The 17357-nt window shown below is 50.6% G+C and carries 12 protein-coding genes, 1 tRNA gene and 1 pseudogene; 3 read left to right on the plus strand and 11 right to left on the minus strand.

All coding sequences use genetic code 11. The features are described from left to right. A partial coding sequence (locus AAIG39_RS07880; RefSeq protein WP_343193575.1) for a TIR domain-containing protein occupies window positions 1-396 on the plus strand: 396 nt, incomplete at its 5' end. Window positions 397-444: 48 nt separating this feature from the next. On the opposite strand, the gene AAIG39_RS07885 is transcribed toward AAIG39_RS07880, so the two are convergent. From AAIG39_RS07885 to AAIG39_RS07925, 9 genes and pseudogenes are all read right to left on the minus strand, one after another. Further along, window positions 445-2670 (minus strand): KAP family P-loop NTPase fold protein, encoded by a 2226-nt coding sequence (locus tag AAIG39_RS07885; protein ID WP_343193576.1) that lies wholly within the window; start codon window positions 2668-2670, stop codon window positions 445-447. 1 nt (window position 2671) lies between these two features. Next, on the minus strand, window positions 2672-3760 hold the full coding sequence (locus tag AAIG39_RS07890) for a transcriptional regulator (RefSeq protein WP_343193677.1): 1089 nt from the start codon (window positions 3758-3760) through the stop codon (window positions 2672-2674). A gap of 62 nt (window positions 3761-3822) precedes the next feature. Beyond that, window positions 3823-4272: pseudogene (locus AAIG39_RS07895) on the minus strand (IS4-like element ISEc60 family transposase); the annotation flags it as partial. Window positions 4273-4372: 100 nt separating this feature from the next. Beyond that, window positions 4373-4753 carry a hypothetical protein gene (locus AAIG39_RS07900; RefSeq protein WP_155034039.1) on the minus strand — a complete coding sequence of 127 codons (381 nt, stop codon included), beginning with the start codon at window positions 4751-4753 and terminating at the stop codon, window positions 4373-4375. Window positions 4754-4999: 246 nt separating this feature from the next. Further along, window positions 5000-6484: a hypothetical protein gene (locus AAIG39_RS07905; RefSeq protein WP_343193577.1), complete on the minus strand. Its 1485-nt coding sequence runs from the start codon at window positions 6482-6484 to the stop codon at window positions 5000-5002. After that, window positions 6456-7517 (minus strand): nucleoid-associated protein, encoded by a 1062-nt coding sequence (locus tag AAIG39_RS07910; RefSeq protein WP_343193578.1) that lies wholly within the window; start codon window positions 7515-7517, stop codon window positions 6456-6458. Before AAIG39_RS07910 ends, AAIG39_RS07905 begins: the two co-directional genes overlap by 29 nt. A 209-nt stretch (window positions 7518-7726) precedes the next feature. Beyond that, the gene (locus tag AAIG39_RS07915) at window positions 7727-8983 is read right to left on the minus strand and encodes a tyrosine-type recombinase/integrase (RefSeq protein WP_063145386.1); all 1257 of its coding nucleotides are present in this window, start codon (window positions 8981-8983) and stop codon (window positions 7727-7729) included. Window positions 8984-9178: 195 nt separating this feature from the next. Further along, window positions 9179-9254 (minus strand) — tRNA-Phe (locus tag AAIG39_RS07920). Between the two features lie 105 nt (window positions 9255-9359). Next, window positions 9360-10079, minus strand: coding sequence for a DUF554 domain-containing protein (locus AAIG39_RS07925; protein ID WP_343193579.1), 720 nt, complete (start codon window positions 10077-10079; stop codon window positions 9360-9362). Window positions 10080-10574: 495 nt separating this feature from the next. Here AAIG39_RS07925 and AAIG39_RS07930 point away from each other — a divergent pair, with 495 nt between their 5' ends. Beyond that, entirely contained in the window at window positions 10575-12725 is a 2151-nt protein-coding gene (locus AAIG39_RS07930) for an ornithine decarboxylase (protein ID WP_343193580.1), read from the plus strand. Window positions 12726-13321: 596 nt separating this feature from the next. On the opposite strand, the gene AAIG39_RS07935 is transcribed toward AAIG39_RS07930, so the two are convergent. Both AAIG39_RS07935 and AAIG39_RS07940 read right to left on the minus strand, forming a co-directional pair. After that, entirely contained in the window at window positions 13322-14020 is a 699-nt protein-coding gene (locus AAIG39_RS07935) for a response regulator (protein ID WP_090083384.1), read from the minus strand. Then, complete coding sequence (locus tag AAIG39_RS07940) at window positions 14010-15647, minus strand: ATP-binding protein (protein ID WP_090083549.1); 1638 nt, start codon at window positions 15645-15647, stop codon at window positions 14010-14012. Before AAIG39_RS07940 ends, AAIG39_RS07935 begins: the two co-directional genes overlap by 11 nt. A 332-nt stretch (window positions 15648-15979) precedes the next feature. Between AAIG39_RS07940 and AAIG39_RS07945 the strand changes: the two genes are divergently transcribed. Further along, window positions 15980-17344: a 2-hydroxycarboxylate transporter family protein gene (locus AAIG39_RS07945; protein ID WP_090083385.1), complete on the plus strand. Its 1365-nt coding sequence runs from the start codon at window positions 15980-15982 to the stop codon at window positions 17342-17344. Window positions 17345-17357 lie beyond the last annotated feature (13 nt).

Consider the following 17357-nt stretch of genomic DNA (forward strand, 5'->3'; position numbering starts at 1 on the left):
GCCCGTTTTATCTCTCGTATAGGGCTTGAGGAAATCAATCTTTCTGAACGTCCTGACGGCTCAAGGACGGTTATCGAGAAATTTGAAGCGGAGTCAGGAGATGTCAGCTTTGCCATAGTGCTGATGACGCCCGACGATAGCGGAAATGCCCTTTCCTCTGAAAGTACACGACTGCGTGCTCGCCAGAACGTTCTTTATGAACTGGGGTATTTCGCGGGTAAGCTTGGGCGAGGGAAAGTGCTGGTACTCAAGAAGGGAGATATCGAAATACCTTCCGATCTCGCCGGCGTACTCTATACCGAATTTGATGAGTATGGTGGATGGAAACGCAAGCTGCTGAGTGAGTTGGCGTATGCCGGTGTGCCTTTTGATAATGTAAAAGCGGTTAGCGCCTGATTCACTTTATTTAGTAAGAAAAAGGCCGCCAGGTGGCCTTTTATCTTGTCAGTTGTCATTTTCCAGCGCACTTTTGAGTTCTTCCTGCAGAGGCGTCAGTTCGTTGCCGGAAAGCATAGCCCTCAGTTTTTCCTCGACGGCAGGCCAGTCATCAAAGAACGGACTGACCTGGTCACGCGCTATCCTGCGATATGCCCCTTTGTCAGAACTGAACACGCTGGTCTGTAATCGTAGCAACAGGTCAACAAGGCCTTCATCCGTTGAAGTCACCTCTCTGACCCATTGCTTCACGATTTCAGGTGCGCTCATGTCTCTCCATGCATAGAGATAACCGAGAACAGACTGGCGCTGGAGAAGTTGTTTATGAAGTTCTGGCTGATTCATACGTTCAGCAAATCTTTCACGCAACCGTTCCGTAATATCGCGACTCAAAAGAGGTTCAGAGGCAGGAGGCACCGCACTTTGTGCAAGACCGTGTTCCCAGAGAAGTTCCCGCATAAAATCGGCTATCCAGAAAGGTGAAGTACCCCGTGTGACAAACGTTTCCAGCAGCGTGATTGTTCTGGCCTCATCAATAGTCAGCATATGCTTCAGAAGATGCCGTAAAACCTGATTGACGCCCGTATCACGCAGGGAAAACCATGCGTTACGGATCCGGAAGCGAGTGCTGACATCATCTGTGTGATCGAAGAAAAACTGAACCAGCCCTGCGCACTCTTCGAAATTGCGTTCTCTTATCAGGCCCGGAGTCAGCCTGCTCAGTATATGTTCGAACCAGGTTCCGGACAGACTACCCACACTGTTGATTTTTGAGAGGAGGTCTTCAGAGAGCTGCTGCTGTTTTTCCGGTACGCTTGCCTGCATAAAAAGCTGGTTGAAGAACTCAGGGGGAAGAACATTCTGGGGTGAGGAAAAGGCAAAATAATACCGCCAGTGCGTCAGACTGCTGAGTCGCTTGTTGGTCGTCTGGATATGGCGAAAATCCTCACTGACGGGCTCAAAGAGATCCAGATGTTCATCATTATATCCGCTGATACCGGGGATCCAGTCTGCAAGCGTCAGAAACGAGTCTGCATTCGATGCCCTGAACATCGCCATACACCTGATAAGTTCCTCGCGGAAAGCTGTCTTTTCTTGCTCAGCAAGCATGCCCTGGCCGGTTTCAATCACGGACCGTTCTGTCAGGTAATGCTCTGTCCAGTCATACAGGGCCGGGTTTGTCACCCGTATAAGCTGGAGCAGACACAAATCAGGGAAATACACAAAATCCCGCATCCCCGGATAAAGAAAAATCAGGGAGTTAATGGCCTGATGGATCTCACGTGGTGTTGAAAGTGCGGCACCATACGTATCAGTCACCGCGGCGAGATCCCTCGCCATACCTGAGTCTGCCGGTTGATTGTTAATTTGCTCATACAGATCCTCAGCTCGCTGTCGAAATTCATTGCGTAAATCAAAGGCCTCAGGTCGGGGTAATTTAAAACTGAGCTGAATGATTTTCTGCAGGTAGCGGCTGCCATCTTCGATATTCAGCGCATGCTCAACGGCATGAGTGATAATCTGCCTGTCATAACAGAGAATATGGGTAAAGCGGGGCAGATCGGCTACAGCCCGCACCAGTCTGAACACTTCCGCAATCTGATAAGGTTCAAGTCGATCAAGGTCATCCATAACTACGATGAATTTCAGATCCAGACTGACCAGTTGTTTCGCAATTTCCGCCCGCAGTTTTGTAGTCGTTTTTTGATCTACGGCGAGACGGCTCTCGGTAAATACTTTTATCCCGCCTGCTATCCAGTTAATTGTGCGGGAAAACTGCCCGATATACTGAACCAGCGGAAGGACGCGCGATGAAGTATTCTGAGCATACTCAATCACTTTCTGCGCTTCGGGTGACAACAGATATTTATGCCAGAGCTTTTTGAAGCCCTTCGGGGGATGGCGTTTTTCCATTTCCTGCTGGATAACCGTGGCAACAGGAAGAAAGAGCGCTTCAACCGGACTGCTGCCGCTCAGCCAAGGGGATATATGCAGAACATGTGTATACCCGTCTTTTTTCAGGGCAAGATTATTCAGTATCAGATTCAGGAGGCTTGTTTTCCCCGATCCCCATGCTCCTTCTATTCCGACAACATTTGAAGCCTCCTGTGGAAGGGAAAGGATGGACCGGGATATATTTTCTGCGATATGACTGAAACCGTATCGATCATCGGGTACATTTTCAACTGCCGCATCGAGCCCTTTCTGGTTCCACAGCTGCCTCAGTATTTTCATATTACAAATCTCCGTACAGGCAGCGCAGCCCGATCAGGGCCTCCGCAAGCGGCCCGGTCGCGGCAGCAGCGGTCAGGCCGCTGACCAGCGACTCAAAGGCCTCCGCCGGCAGGAAGATGCGCAGCCCCCCGATACCAAAAAATCCCTCCTTCGTGACGTCCCCCGGTGGGGAAAACATCACCAGTTCGCCCTGATGACCGTGAGACAGCGCCTGCGGATGACGGGCATACAGCGTGAACAGTCCCAGCAGTTCCGAGAAGACTTCCCAGCCGTACGGCACCACGAAGTCCTGGCCGGTGATGAGCAGGTGCAGACGGGGAGTGGTGTACCAGGCGCCGGGGCGCTCGCCAGGAGTCTGTCCCTCGATACGGATACCAAGACGCAGCGTACCGGCTTCAAGGGTTTCCGTAACGGCCGGGACGGCCGGACGCAGCTCCTGTGCCAGCGCGGTGGCCTTCTCTTCTGTCCAGTCCAGCCCGCGCAGGATCAGCGGGAAAATGGCCTTCAGCCGTGGCAGGGAGAAAATCTCGGCCAGTATGGCGTCCGGAACATCAGCCAGTGTGAAACAGTCGCTTTCCAGCGGACGCAGGAGATGCTCAGCATAAAGCGGGTCCACGACCGGACGCAGCGCCGCCCGGAAGGCATCAAATTCCGCCGTCCAGTTTTCACCAGCCAGGCGGAAGATCCCCTTCAGGTAGTGGCTGTCGACCGGCCGGTCATGCTCCACCTGCCAGGCCAGCAGATCGCGGGTGATATCGAGCAGTGTGTTCAGGGCCGGCAGCGTGGCCAGTCTGCCCTGTCCACGCAGAAAGGCATCCCTGGCATGAACCAGAATGAAGCGCAGCTCGTCGCGGGAGATCACAGACGTGCCGAAAGTCTGGCCAAGAACAATATGCCGGTACAGCTGCCGGACTGTGGCCTCCGGATCGGCAATCAGCTGAAACCAGCCGTCACCAGCAGCGGCCGTTTTCAGGCCGTCATCAAGGAAGCGTTCGGCCAGGGCATTGACCGAGGTATTTTCGCGACCGGCACGCACTTTCAGCGCCTCGATCAGCTTTTTATGAAAACGCAGGTTAAGCTGGCTGAGCATCATCGTTCTTTTCATCTTTGTTTTACTCATGATGCTAGCCTAGCATTTAAATATTTACTATTAGTGAAGCATTCAGAAAGCGACTCAAGAAAACGCTCATGTACTTCAGGATTCGCCGTCTGAGATGATGGAACGACGCAGCTCATCAGCGGTAAAGATCGGCCATCACATGCCAGGCTTGCCCGCAGGAGCTGGAAACGGGAAGCATGATAAGCGCTCCAGTCAATGAGTATCACAGCACGCGACATTCCCAGCGTCATTTTCTGAGTAATTCGCTGAAAAATGTGGGAAACCTCATTTTGCAAATGAGGATTCCCCAGCAGTCGATCTACACGCTTTATTTTGTTTTTAACTGATGCAGTTCCGGTTAAATGACGTCCGATACTGGTAAGCGTAAGAGAGGAAACATTTATTACAGCGCTGGTTGCCTCAATTAGTGAGTTTTGACGGTAAAGATGCAGAGGTTCCAGTATGTTTTTAAGAAATTTTCGGCATAACGAACGTGCAGGCATAGGGTTATCTCATTGAATTGGTAACACAATCAATAAGATCATAAATCCCAGTGCCTGTCATTTTTTCTGGGGATTCCTCAGGGATTAACCCCGCCTTTCATTATTGCATGCTGTGCTTATTCTTCTGTTGATTAATATTTTTCACTATAAACATTAACCCAAGGTATAACACGAAAGCGATACCTGCAGTCCACATAGCATAATCAGTTCCAGTCATTTTATGGGTTACGGCACCGGCACCAATGAATGCCATAACCTGGACAATAAAAAATAAAAACGGGGTCGCCATAGTCCGCACAGAAAAAAAGCGGGACAACATTTTTGCCATCCAGTATGCCAATAATACAGGTGGCAGTGATTCAGCCAAACTGTTGCTGAAAACAGGCGAAGAAATCAAACTGACCAACACACTTAAAAAAACGTACATCCCCAGACAGTAACAAAAAAAAACACTTTTCTTTCCTAAGAGTTTTAGAGACATTTCATTACCTTTTAGTATTTAAGTAGAGATATTTGTTCTACATGTTTATTTGCATTTAAATTAATCAGGCGCGGTGGTTCATAAATAATTATGATAGATTTTAACCTATATATCCAGACCTATTGTGGGATGCTGCGTGAGACCACTCCAGATATCGTGTATAGCACAGGTCATCCTGCTGAACGGTGATTCATAGGGTACCGCCGGATCTGTCAGATATCGGGACCGACTATATCTCTGATTGCTTCATTTCAAAGGACACACAGGGAACCACTCCGGCTCGCACAGAGCCCACGGAGTCAGAAGCTGTAATGCGCTCATGACCCAGGTGTATCCAGACTGCAGTATCGTACTGAGCGACCAGAATTCACCTGAGGCTGCCGTAAGTAATAGCGTGATTAGAATGAGCATGATGGCCGACGTCATTCCCTCAACCCGGTGATATGACCGCATTGCGGCGTTAATGGGAAGACCCGCCAGCTCCTGATAATCCTGTTCATCCAGAAAACCATATAACTTACTTCGCCAGGTGGTTCTGTTTTTTTCCAGCAACGAAAGGGCATGCCGGTTGATATAGACTGACATCCCATATGAGATGGCGATATACAGGGCCAGTGCACAAAATGTCAGGGCATATACTTTTTGCTGACCACTAGCATTCAGGGCCTCCAGACTGTAGCGGAGGACCAGCGTACTGATGACCAGGGCCATGTCTTTCCACAATGCGGAGGACAGATCCCGCGACTGTTGAAGAATTTTCTGGGTGTCTTCTGTCAGGCTTTTTCGCAAATCGCCCAGCGATTTCAGGGTGTCTTTTCCTCCTGCCCGGATATGTGCCTTGTAAAGCAGCCTGGCTGACTCCAGTGCAGGGGGGAGTCGATACACAATGCCTTCACAAAACGTGACACCCTCTGGCCATTCTCTGGCCAGTTCACTGGACAGAAAGGTATGTTTAAGCTCAGTCTCATTCCCTTCCAGAAAAATCCATTTTGCCGTTTCCTGAATGACGTCAAAGGCGGACAGTGCCGCATGTTCTTCTCCAAAAGGGATTTTCCTAGGTGGTTTTCCGGACAGCCCGACCGTTTTTATTTCGGCGGCAAAAAGCTCATTGACGAAACATTTCAACAACTCCCGGCAGGCGAGCGACGTCCAGATTTTCATTGGTACGTCGGTTATTTTGTCTCCGGATACCAGGAGCCAGGGGGCAATGGTATCCGGAGGAAGAAAGTCGGTTGAAAAACACCTGATAATGCTTTTTATGACGGAGGCTGTCCCGGCAGGGACGTCGGTTTCACTCTCCTCCGGGAGCATCTGTTTCCATGGCACGACTTTCCACTGTTGTGTTTCAAATGATTCGCTGACAAACAGGGCGCAGATACAGCGATACTGACGGAGTCTTGGATCCTGGAGTAAAAACGTGCGCCACCCTTCAAGGGTGAAGAGTCGCAGGATCCCAGGAACCTCATCACTGATGATGGTGATAAAGTGCTTCTGGTCAGGGACTCCCTGCCTGGGGTGGATATTATCCCGGCTTTCATCAAAAAAGGCGATCCTGAGATTTTCGGCATCAGCATCTATCACTTCCCCCCATAACTGGAGGGTGTCACTATCCATGGTTCCGGAAATGAACAGTTTCCGTGAGGTTGCCTGCTGATCCTCCGTGATCACCAGATCAGATGCGCGGCGTGAGCGGTCTATTGCCTTACCGATTTTTTCCAGTATCGATATCATCTGTTACCAGCCCTGCAGTCACTATCACTATACGTTTTCGCCCGTCTTCCATCGTCTCAATATCTGGGGCATTATCCTCATCGTAGATAACGATAACGTCTTCCAGAGTTTCCAGTTTTCTTTTCCGTGGCTTAGGGATGTTCTCAGGGACTATCCGGAAAGATTCACCTGAAATTCCCAGGTCTTTTATTTTACGGGTGAAGGATTTGACCAGTGGATGATCTTCTTCCATTGGCCCAAAAATCTGGTTCAGCAGGGAAAGGGGCTCATCGGTGTTAAAATCCTGTGCCCCATGATGTAACGTTTCATAAATCTTGTTAACACCACTGCGTCTGATGTCGTCCGGCAACAGGTCGCGGTGCTTTTTGAAGATATCCTTGAGAGCGGCAACTAATTTGTCGCTGAGGTCAGTTGTACTGTTGACGCGCTGCACCTGCAGAAAACGCTCAAAATAAACGGAGATATTGGTTCGTTTACTGCGATCCCGTACGACAACCTGTCCACCCTGAGTCTCTGCCGTCAGGCGGACCAGGGCAATTTTCTGCATGGCTTCCGCTTTTTTAACGAAACTTTCACGGAAGCGTTCGAGTCTGGGGACCTGAAACTCGTTTCCCTTCGCATCCAGCACGTAACGCACCACATCTTCATTATCATATTTAATGAGCGCAAACAGTTTTTCATCGTTGAGGATGTTAAGTTCAAAAAGAAAGAATACCCCCATACTGGCATTTTTGGTGTGATGATGAGACTGAAAATCGTTTGCCAGAAAGGTTGACTGTTCAGTGAAACAATGGGCGTCATTATCGGCATGGTTCCTGATGAGGCGCAGAATACGCTCGGTATTGGACAATTCCGTAAACCGGAACATGTTGCCGCTTAATGCAGATTTAATCCTCTCCAGAAAAAAATCGACATGTTCAGGCGGTGATATTTCACTGAGCAGCACGGGGATCTCCAGCTCCCCTCCAACGACATGGAAAATCATTCGCTTTATTGTCAGTGCATTAATTTCTTCATCCGTTAAAAAACTCATAGTGACGTCCCGTTATTTTGCGTCTTATTTTATCGTTAATTGCTGTGACAGGCTTCAATCTGGGTAGTATAAGTAATCACTTGTGCATGCGTAAAATATTCCAGAGCAGGGGGAAGTGCGGTGAATCATTAGCCCTTCTGTGAAGAAATATATACAGGGAAAAGAAAAATAAGGAAACATTCTCCCGGCAGTAATGCCGGGAGAATGGATTATGAGCGTTGTTGTCTGGCGTAATCGAAAGGCGAGACTGGGTTTTCACGGTTTGCATCCAGAAAATCAGCCCACCATTGCAGCATCAGTTTGCGTTCTTCAAGAAACTCCGCCCTGTGAATATAAGCTGCACGTACACCGTTACGTTCCTGATGGCTCATCTGGCGCTCCACTGCATCCCTGGACCATAATCCTGACTCAATCAGTGAGCTACAGGCCATAGCCCTGAAGCCGTGACCACATACATCGACCTTTGTATCGTAGCCCATCAGGCGTAATGCGTTATTCACCGTATTTTCACTCATGGGCTTCCAGGGATTGTGGTCGCCAGTGAAAATCAGTTCATGTTCTCCGCTGATGGTCTGTATCTGCTGCAGAATATCCAGCGCCTGAGTAGAGAGTGGCACCAGATGCTCTGTCCGCATTTTTGAACCACGATGCGAATACTTGACCCCGTCAATAGGTTTCCGCTCTGGAGGAATGGTCCACATGGCTTTCTTGAAGTCGATCTCAGTCCACCTGGCAAAGCGAAGTTCACTGGAACGGATGAAGATAAGCAGGGTAAGATTAGTTGCCAGTCGTGTGAGAGGTTGGCCTCTGTAAGCATCCAGTCGTTCAAGGAGCTCTGAAATGCGATTTAAGGCGAGAGCAGGGCGGTGTTGGCGTTTCACTGTCGTTAATGCGCCAGCCATATCGACAGCGGGATTATAGCTGATAATGCCGGACTGAGCAGCATAACGCATGATTGCTGTGATTCGTTGCTGGAGGCGGGCAGCTATCTCATATATCTCTTTGGCTTCGGCTGCTTTAACAGGAACAAGCAGGTCTGGCGTTTTCAGTGTGGTGATATCGCGTGAACCGATAAAAGGAAATACATGGGTTTCAAGGCTTTTAAGGGTTTTCTCGCTGTGCGACTCAGACCATTTTTTATTGCTGCTGTGCCATTGCCGGGCGATAGTTTCAAAAGTATGGGTGATATCGGGTACAGACTTCTTTGCTCGCTTTTGTTCGCAGGGGTCAATACCTTCGGCTATTTGCTTCCTGGCACTATCCCGCTTCTCTCTGGCCTCTGACAATGAGATGTCCGGATACACACCAAGAGCAAGCGTTTTTTCTTTGCCAAGGAAGCGATAGCGGAGGCGCCAGTAGCGGGAACCATTGGGATGAACAAGCAAAAACATATTGCCGCTGTCAGCGAGTTTATAAGGTTTTTCATCCGGTTTAGCTGCACGGATTTTAGCGTCAGTGAGCGCCATTGGTGAGGTCTCCTGATAGTAAAAGGGGTATAAATTTTATCGAATCAGACTATACCCTCAGTTGTACCCTCGCAAGGGACTTGATGTGGGTTGAAGTTGATTGAGTTGGGTGGAGTTAAAATATTATAAAGGTGTTGATTTCGGCGGGCTTTGAATGCAAAAACGGACCTCCGTGGAGGTCCGTTGATATGAATTTGGTGCCCGGACTCGGAATCGAACCAAGGACACGGGGATTTTCAATCCCCTGCTCTACCGACTGAGCTATCCGGGCAACGGGGCGCATTAAACCCGATCCATCTCGCCTCGTCAACGAAATTTCTTCAAATCGTTGCAGACTGCACAATCTATCACCACTTTGCTGATGATGCACGCGAACTCAGGCAAAAAAAGCTGTCCACAGGGCAGAAAGCGGCATCGCAAGTACCAGCGCTGGCAGCATATTTGCCACCGCAAACATCTTGATTCCACAAATCCTTAGGCCTGTTGCCAGCAACAGTACGCCGCCAACGGCGGTAAAATCCCCCATCATTGCAGGCGTGGTCAACGGTAAAATAAGTGTGGCGCAGGTGGCGAGCGTCAGTTGGATAATAAGCATCGGTATGGAGATCAACGCTACGGCAAAACCTAAGGAAGTGGCAAATATAACCGCCGTAAAGAAATCGAGAAAGGCTTTGGCAATCAGCAGACTCGGGTCACCGGTCATCCCCTCGCGCATGGCACCGAATATCCCGGTTCCACTGGCGCAAAACAGAATAATGATGGCCACCAGGCTTTGGATAAAAGATTCGTGGGCATCCAGCGCATGGCTTGCTGAGCGACGTTTTTGCGCTAATTTACGTAAACCGTTCACCGCGCCACTGATACCGCGCTCCACATAACACAGTTCACCTATCAACGTGCCGACCAGGGTTGCAAGCACCATAACGGGCAGATTGACGCATTTAATCACCAGCAGAATACCGATGCCCAGCGAGGCAAGACCAAAGATTGAGGGCATCGAGGAGCTAACCCGCTCCGGTAAACGGTGGCTGAGCAGTGCACCAATCGTCCCCCCCAGCAAAACGGCGGCGGCGTTGATATAAGGACCTGTTAACACGTCTTTTCTCCAGAGATTTTGCGAATACAACTGCATATTATGTCGCAATGAATCACATTATTATGCCTGATTAATGCGAGCAATAATTGCATTTGGCTTTTAAATATAATCACTTATGTAAATTACTAAAAACGTAATTGCATTATGTTGCATTTCGCCTTCGCTTCGTTGGTTGCACCTGCGAAAAAATGATGACATGATTGCGCGAATTTTCTTCTCAACCTCACGGGGACACCTGAAATGACGCAGTTTTTATCGCTCATACAGAGATGCCGCGCCACGCTGCGAACGTGCACCCGTTCAATTTTATCCCATACTTCACTCACCATGCGGTGAGGGTAACGCACGCTCACTGTAGGACAACAGTAAAACCAGAACATCTCTGTTTTTACTGATGTCTGGCGGTCGGAGCTGGTTCCAGTCAGACACGTTCGTTGGGTAAGGCTCCAGCTTTGCCCGGGGCCTTTTCTTCCCCTGAAACGGGTATCTGTGCTTATGAAAACAATGAAAATTGCCGTCAGCCGCGAGCTGATCTCCACTCTGTCTACCCACCGCCAGATGGTGACGATGGACAGTACCGATTTTACGGATGTGGCGGCAGTCGTCATTACGCTGGCGGAAAGTCGTAGCGGCATTCTGGCCTTGCTCAAACGGACGGGCTTCAATGTGCCGGTATTCTTATTTGACCAGGTGTCGGATGAAATGCCGGACGGCGTCACGGCGGTGATTAATGGCAAAGAACAGGACTGGCTGGAGCTGGAAACCGCCGCCTGCGATTATGAAGATAATCTGCTGCCGCCGTTTTTCGATACGTTACGTCAGTATGTCGAGATGAAAAACGACACCTTCGCCTGCCCCGGTCATCAGCACGGGGAGTTCTTTAAAAAGCATCCGGCCGGCCGACAGTTCTACGATTTCTTCGGTGAAAATGTTTTTCGTGCCGACATGTGCAACGCCGACGTGAAGCTGGGTGATCTGTTGATTCACGAGGGTTCGGCTAAACATGCGCAGAAGTTCGCGGCCAAAGTCTTCAATGCCGATAAAACCTACTTTGTTCTTAATGGCACTTCTGCGGCTAACAAAGTAGTGACCAACGCATTACTTACCCGTGGCGATCTGGTGTTGTTTGACCGTAATAACCACAAATCCAACCATCATGGCGCGCTGATACAGGCTGGTGCGACGCCGGTCTATCTGGAAGCCTCACGCAACCCGTTCGGCTTTATCGGTGGCATTGACGAGCACTGTTTTGATGAGCAATACCTGCGCGAATTGATCCGCGAAGTGGCACCGGAAAAAGCCAGCCAGCCGCGCCCGTTTCGCCTGGCAGTAATCCAGCTTGGCACCTATGACGGCACGATCTATAACGCCCGTCAGGTGATCGACAAAATCGGCACTCTGTGCGACTACATTTTGTTTGATTCGGCGTGGGTGGGCTATGAACAGTTCATTCCGATGATGGCGGACACCTCACCGTTGCTGCTGGAACTGAATGAAAACGATCCAGGGATATTCGTCACGCAATCCGTGCACAAACAGCAGGCCGGGTTTTCGCAAACCTCGCAGATCCATAAAAAGGATAACCACCTGCGTGGGCAGGCACGTTTCTGTCCGCATAAGCGCCTTAACAACGCCTTTATGCTGCACGCCTCGACCAGCCCCTTCTACCCGCTGTTTGCGGCACTCGATGTGAACGCCAAAATCCATCAGGGTGAAAGTGGCCGGCGCCTGTGGGCCGAGTGTGTGGAGGTGGGGATCGAGGCACGCAAATCGATTATCGCTAACTGCAAAATGATCCAGCCGTTCGTACCGCCGGTTATTGCCGGGCGTCCGTGGCAGGATCATCCGACAGAGATCATCGCTCGCGAGCGTCGCTTCTTTAGCTTTGAGCCCGGAGCAAGCTGGCACGGTTTTGAAGGCTACGCGCAGGATCAGTACTTTGTTGATCCTTGTAAGCTGCTGCTCACCACGCCGGGTATCGACGCTCAAACGGGTGAATACACCGAGTTTGGTATCCCGGCGACGATCCTCGCAAATTATCTGCGTGAAAACGGTATTGTCCCGGAAAAATGCGATCTCAACTCCATTCTGTTTCTGCTGACGCCAGCAGAAAGCAGCGCGAAGATGGCCCACCTGGTGGCTATGCTGTCGCAGTTTGAGCGTCACATAGAAGACGATACGCCGCTGGCGGATGTACTGCCCACTATCTATAACAAGTACCCGGTGCGTTATCGCGATTACACGATCCGCCAGCTATGCCAGGAGATGCATGACCTTTACGTCAGTTTCGATGTGAAGGATCTGCAAAAAGAGATGTTCCGTAAGGCGAGTTTCCCGGCGTTTGCCGTCAATCCGCAAGACGCTCATCAGGAGTATATTCGCGGCAACGTTGAGCTGGTGCGTATCAGCGAGGCGGAAGGACGGATTGCGGCGGAAGGGGCGCTGCCATATCCGCCGGGCGTGCTGTGCGTGGTGCCAGGGGAAGTATGGGGTGGGGCAGTGCAACGTTACTTCCTGGCGCTGGAAGAGGGCGTGAACTTGCTGCCAGGCTTCTCGCCGGAGCTACAGGGAGTCTATTCCGAGACGGATGCAGACGGGATTAAGCGCTTATACGGCAATGTGTTGAAACAGTCCTCTGCTATCTGATGTCCTCACCCTGGCCCTCTCGCACAGGAGAGGAATGGCAGAAATCCCGGATGGCGCTTTGCTAATCCGGGATACGACCGGTTTTCTCCCCGGGAGGGTTGGGGTGAGGGAATATGCGGCTCAGGAGGAGGGTTCCGTTCACCGTATCTTCATGGCGAAATGGATCTCCTGAACACGTGAACGGGTAAAGGGTAACACCGCGTTCCCCTTTACAATCCCCGCGGCCCCGCAAAGAAATCGGTGCTTCGCACTGCGTTCGCCTCCCGCCCCGCTGCCTGCGGTCGGTTTGACTCGCATTACTCGCCCCCTCCCTGGGGTTCGCCCTTGGGGCCAACGCGTTGCGTTGTTCAAAATTGTTCCGGACGATTTTGTCCTGTCCCGACAAACCTCAGTCCGCCATCCCTGGCGGCCTGCCCTTGTCATCGGGTCTTCGTCTCACCAATTTCAGCGGGGACTCAACCCCCTCGCTGCACGCTCTGCGCCAGGGGGCACAAAGATGTCGCTGTGGTTGTCATGCGGGAAAACGAGTCAGCCATGGTTAAGAGGTTGAAGGCGTTCACAGTATCTACGTTCTGGTGAGGTGAAAACCGCGAAACCTATACCTCGTCGCCCGACCGGCGATACATCCTGCGTGGATGCCCTATCTTGCCATATTGCATCTCTACCGATAAAAAGCCGGACTCCACGCCATGCTCCAGGTAGCGGCGGGCGGTGGTCTTACTTAGCCCTGTCTCTGTCACCACTTCATCCACGGAAAAACAGCGCTCACCTGCATCAGCAAACAGTGTCTGCACGCGGGACAGCGTATTTTCCTCAATCCCTTTACTGCCGTTATCCAGCTTGTAGTTCTTCGCCTGCAACTGATAAAGCGAATCCACGTTCTGCTGATCGACAATCTTCCAAACCCGTTGCTGTTCGGTGAACTGGACAAAACGTTCCAGTGACTGGCTCAGACGCTTCCATGACACCGGTTTGAGAATGTAGTCAAACGCGCCGTTGCGAATAGCCTGGCTACAGGTATCCATGTCGCTGGCGGCAGTAATGAAGATAACCGAGCAGTTGGCACGAATGATCATCGGGTCGCTGATAAGCGTAATCCCTTTACCGTCCGGCAGATAATTATCGAGCAATACCAGCTGCGGTTGTTTACTGGCGAGCTGTGCCTTAGCTTCTGCCAGGGATGTGGCGATGCCCACCAGCCGCAATCGCGGATGCTTACCAATAAGTTCCGCATGGAGCTGCGCCAGCTCATTTTCATCTTCTACTATCAGCACATCTATCTGTTCATGTCGCATAATTCTGATCTTCCAGAGTCGGAGCAGGGCGTTGTATATGACCCGTTTCCGGAATAAATAATGAGAAAATCGTTCCGCGCGGCGCGTTATCAGTAACTTCGATGGTGCCACCCACCTGCGTGACATAGCTGGAGATCAGATACAGGCCAATGCCATGATCGCCGTTGCATTTTGTCGTCATCCCCCGGTCAAAAATGCGATCCCGAATGGAGGGATCGATCCCGACGCCGCGATCTGCCACTTCAATAATCAGCTCGCGTTCATTTTGCAGGATCAGGACCTCGACCGGCTCGTGCGGCAAATCGGCACGTTGCGTAGCTTCAATGGCGTTATCCAGCAGGTTACCAATAATCGATATCAGTTCGGCTTCCACCAGCAGGTGCGCGGGGCGCGGCATCTGGCAGCCTGGGTCAAAAACCAGCTCCACCCCTTTTTCTCTGGCGCGGGCCGCTTTGCCCAGCAGCAAGCCGCATAACGTTGGGGAGCTAAAACGTGACGAAATAAAGTCGAGCAACTCCTGCGCATGTTCCGACTGGGCCTGAAGATAGCGTATTGCCTCGTCGTAGCGTTCCATATGCAGCAGACCGGAAAGCGTCGTCATCCGGTTAAGCTGCTCGTGGCGCATGATGCGCAGGTTATCGACATAACGCTTCACCTGACTTAACTGGGCGCTGAGGCTGTCGATTTCGTTGCGATCGCGAAAGGTAATGACCCAGCCTTGTAGCTTATCTTCCAGCATGATGCGCACACGACTGGCAATGACCGTCGCGTGATTAAAACGACAGATCTCATCGTGTGTATCTTTTGCCAGCATTGCGTTCCGGGAGAAAAAGGGGACGGCCGGAATCACTTCGGTAATCAGTTGCCCTCGCAGTTCGCGCGTGGGCTGGCTCAGATTGAGCAACGTTCTCGCGGCCTGGTTTATCACCTCGATGCGCAGATTGCTGTCGATGGCGATCACCCCTTCGTAAATCGACTCCATCATCGCTTTTTGCTGGCGAACCAGCAGACCAATTTCCCGTGGCTCCAGTGAAAAGATCTGCTTTTTGATACTGCGGGTAAAGAACCATGAAAAGACAAATAGCGCCGCTAACAGCAGTACGGCAGCGATAAAGATATTGATTGCCTTGCCCAGCGTGATGGTATCGAGATAGCTGGTCAGATAACCCACGGAAACAATACCGATCACCTGACCCGCATCATTGAATATCGGTGCTTTACTGCGTAAGGAAATACCCAGGCCGCCCTGACGAATAGTGGTCAGGCTTTTACCCTGCAACACTTCCTGGTTATCGCCTCCGACCAGGGTGGTCCCCACCCGGTCATCATAAACAGAATGGAACAGATGAATACCTTTATTATCGCCAATAACAATAAAGCTGGCATCGCTACGGTCGACCACTTGTTGCATAAATTGTGCAATCGCGGGAATATCTTTTTCAGCAACCGACTTGCGTAAATTCGGAATTATCGCTATTTCTTCAGCTTGTATTTTTGCTCGTGTACTCATTTCCTGATAAAGCTGGCGACCGATATCGATATAATAATAACCACCCAGTAAGATGAACAAACCGGAGAAAAACAGCACCAGCGATATAAAGAGCTTAATCTGGAAAGAAACTTTCATGGTGTGGTACACACAGAGCAACAAAACAGTAATGTAACATCTTTCCTGTTGACAGTGGCGAGTTTACTGGAAACTTGTGATCCTTTGCACACCAGACGCTGACTGGCGATGTGAAAGAAACAAAGATTTTCTGGAAATGTTATTAACTTGTTTTTTTATTTAAAAAAACCATAAAAACCACAGAAATAATTACGGCATTAATCACACTAAATAAAAGAAACCATAAAAACCATAGGTGCCATTAAAACTTCGGTTTTATTATGCTGTGCCTCACATAACGTCAAAACCTGGCCCTTTAAGCTAAAAATGCAAAATAACCAAGGGGCTTAATTATGAGCACAACTGACGATTCTTTTTCTATTACCTCTGAGTCGCTATCGATTCAAAAACCATCATTGAAAGACAGATGGTGGCACATTATGGATACCTGGAAAGTCGGGATTATTCCATTGCCGTTGTTTTTACTGGCTGGTGTATTAATCGCCATTGATTGTCTGGGTGGTAAATTACCCAGCGACATCGTGGTAATGGTCGCAACGCTGGCGTTTTTCGGCTTCGCCTGTGGTGAGTTCGGTAAACGTCTGCCGATTATCGGTAAACTGGGTGCGGCGGCGATTTGCGCTACCTTTATCCCTTCCGCAATGGTCTATTATGGCCTGCTGCCAGACGTGGTTGTTGAATCCACCACCAAGTTCTATAAATCCACCAATATTCTCTACCTCTACATTTGCTGCATTATTGTCGGCAGTATTATGAGCATGAATCGCACCACGCTGATTCAGGGCTTCCTGCGTATTTTCTTCCCGATGCTGTGCGGCGAAATCGTCGGCATGCTGGTAGGGATGGGCGTAGGGCTGCTGCTCGGTCTTGAACCGTTCCAGATCTTCTTCTTTATCATTCTGCCAATCATGGCGGGTGGTGTGGGTGAAGGCGCCATTCCGCTTTCTATCGGTTACGCCACCATTCTGCATATGGATCAAGGTGTTGCGCTGGGTCGCGTATTGCCGATGGTCATGCTTGGCGGCCTGACAGCCATCATTATCTCCGGCTGTCTGAACCAACTGGGTAAACGCTTCCCGCACCTGACCGGTGAAGGCCAGTTGATGCCTAATCGTGATAACTCCGATGAGAAAGCCCCTGCTGCGCCTGCGTTCAGCGGTAAAGCTGACGTCACCACTATCGCATCCGGTGCGCTGCTGGCTGTGCTGCTGTACATGCTGGGTATGCTGGGCCACAAACTGATTGGCCTGCCAGCGCCGGTTGGCATGCTGTTTATGGCGGTGCTGGTCAAACTGGTTCACGGCGTATCACCGAAGATCCTCGAAGGTTCTCAGGTCGTTTACAAATTCTTCCAGACCTCTGTGACTTACCCAATCCTCTTCGCTGTGGGCGTGGCTATCACCCCGTGGCAGGAGCTGGTACACGCATTCACCATCACTAACCTGCTGGTGATTGTCAGCACCGTGTCCGCGCTGGTCGCCACGGGCTTCTTTGTAGGTAAAAAAATCGGTATGCATCCGATTGATGTCGCCATCGTCTCCTGCTGTCAGAGCGGGCAGGGTGGCACCGGGGATGTTGCCATCCTCACTGCAGGTAACCGTATGAGCCTGATGCCGTTCGCACAGATCGCTACCCGTATCGGCGGCGCGATCAACGTCTCGGTATCACTGCTGATTCTCGGCAACTTCCTCGTCTGATTCATGTGTTACA

The sequence above is a fragment of the Phytobacter palmae genome (genome assembly GCF_039409775.1).
GTDB classification, from domain to species: domain Bacteria; phylum Pseudomonadota; class Gammaproteobacteria; order Enterobacterales; family Enterobacteriaceae; genus Phytobacter; species Phytobacter palmae.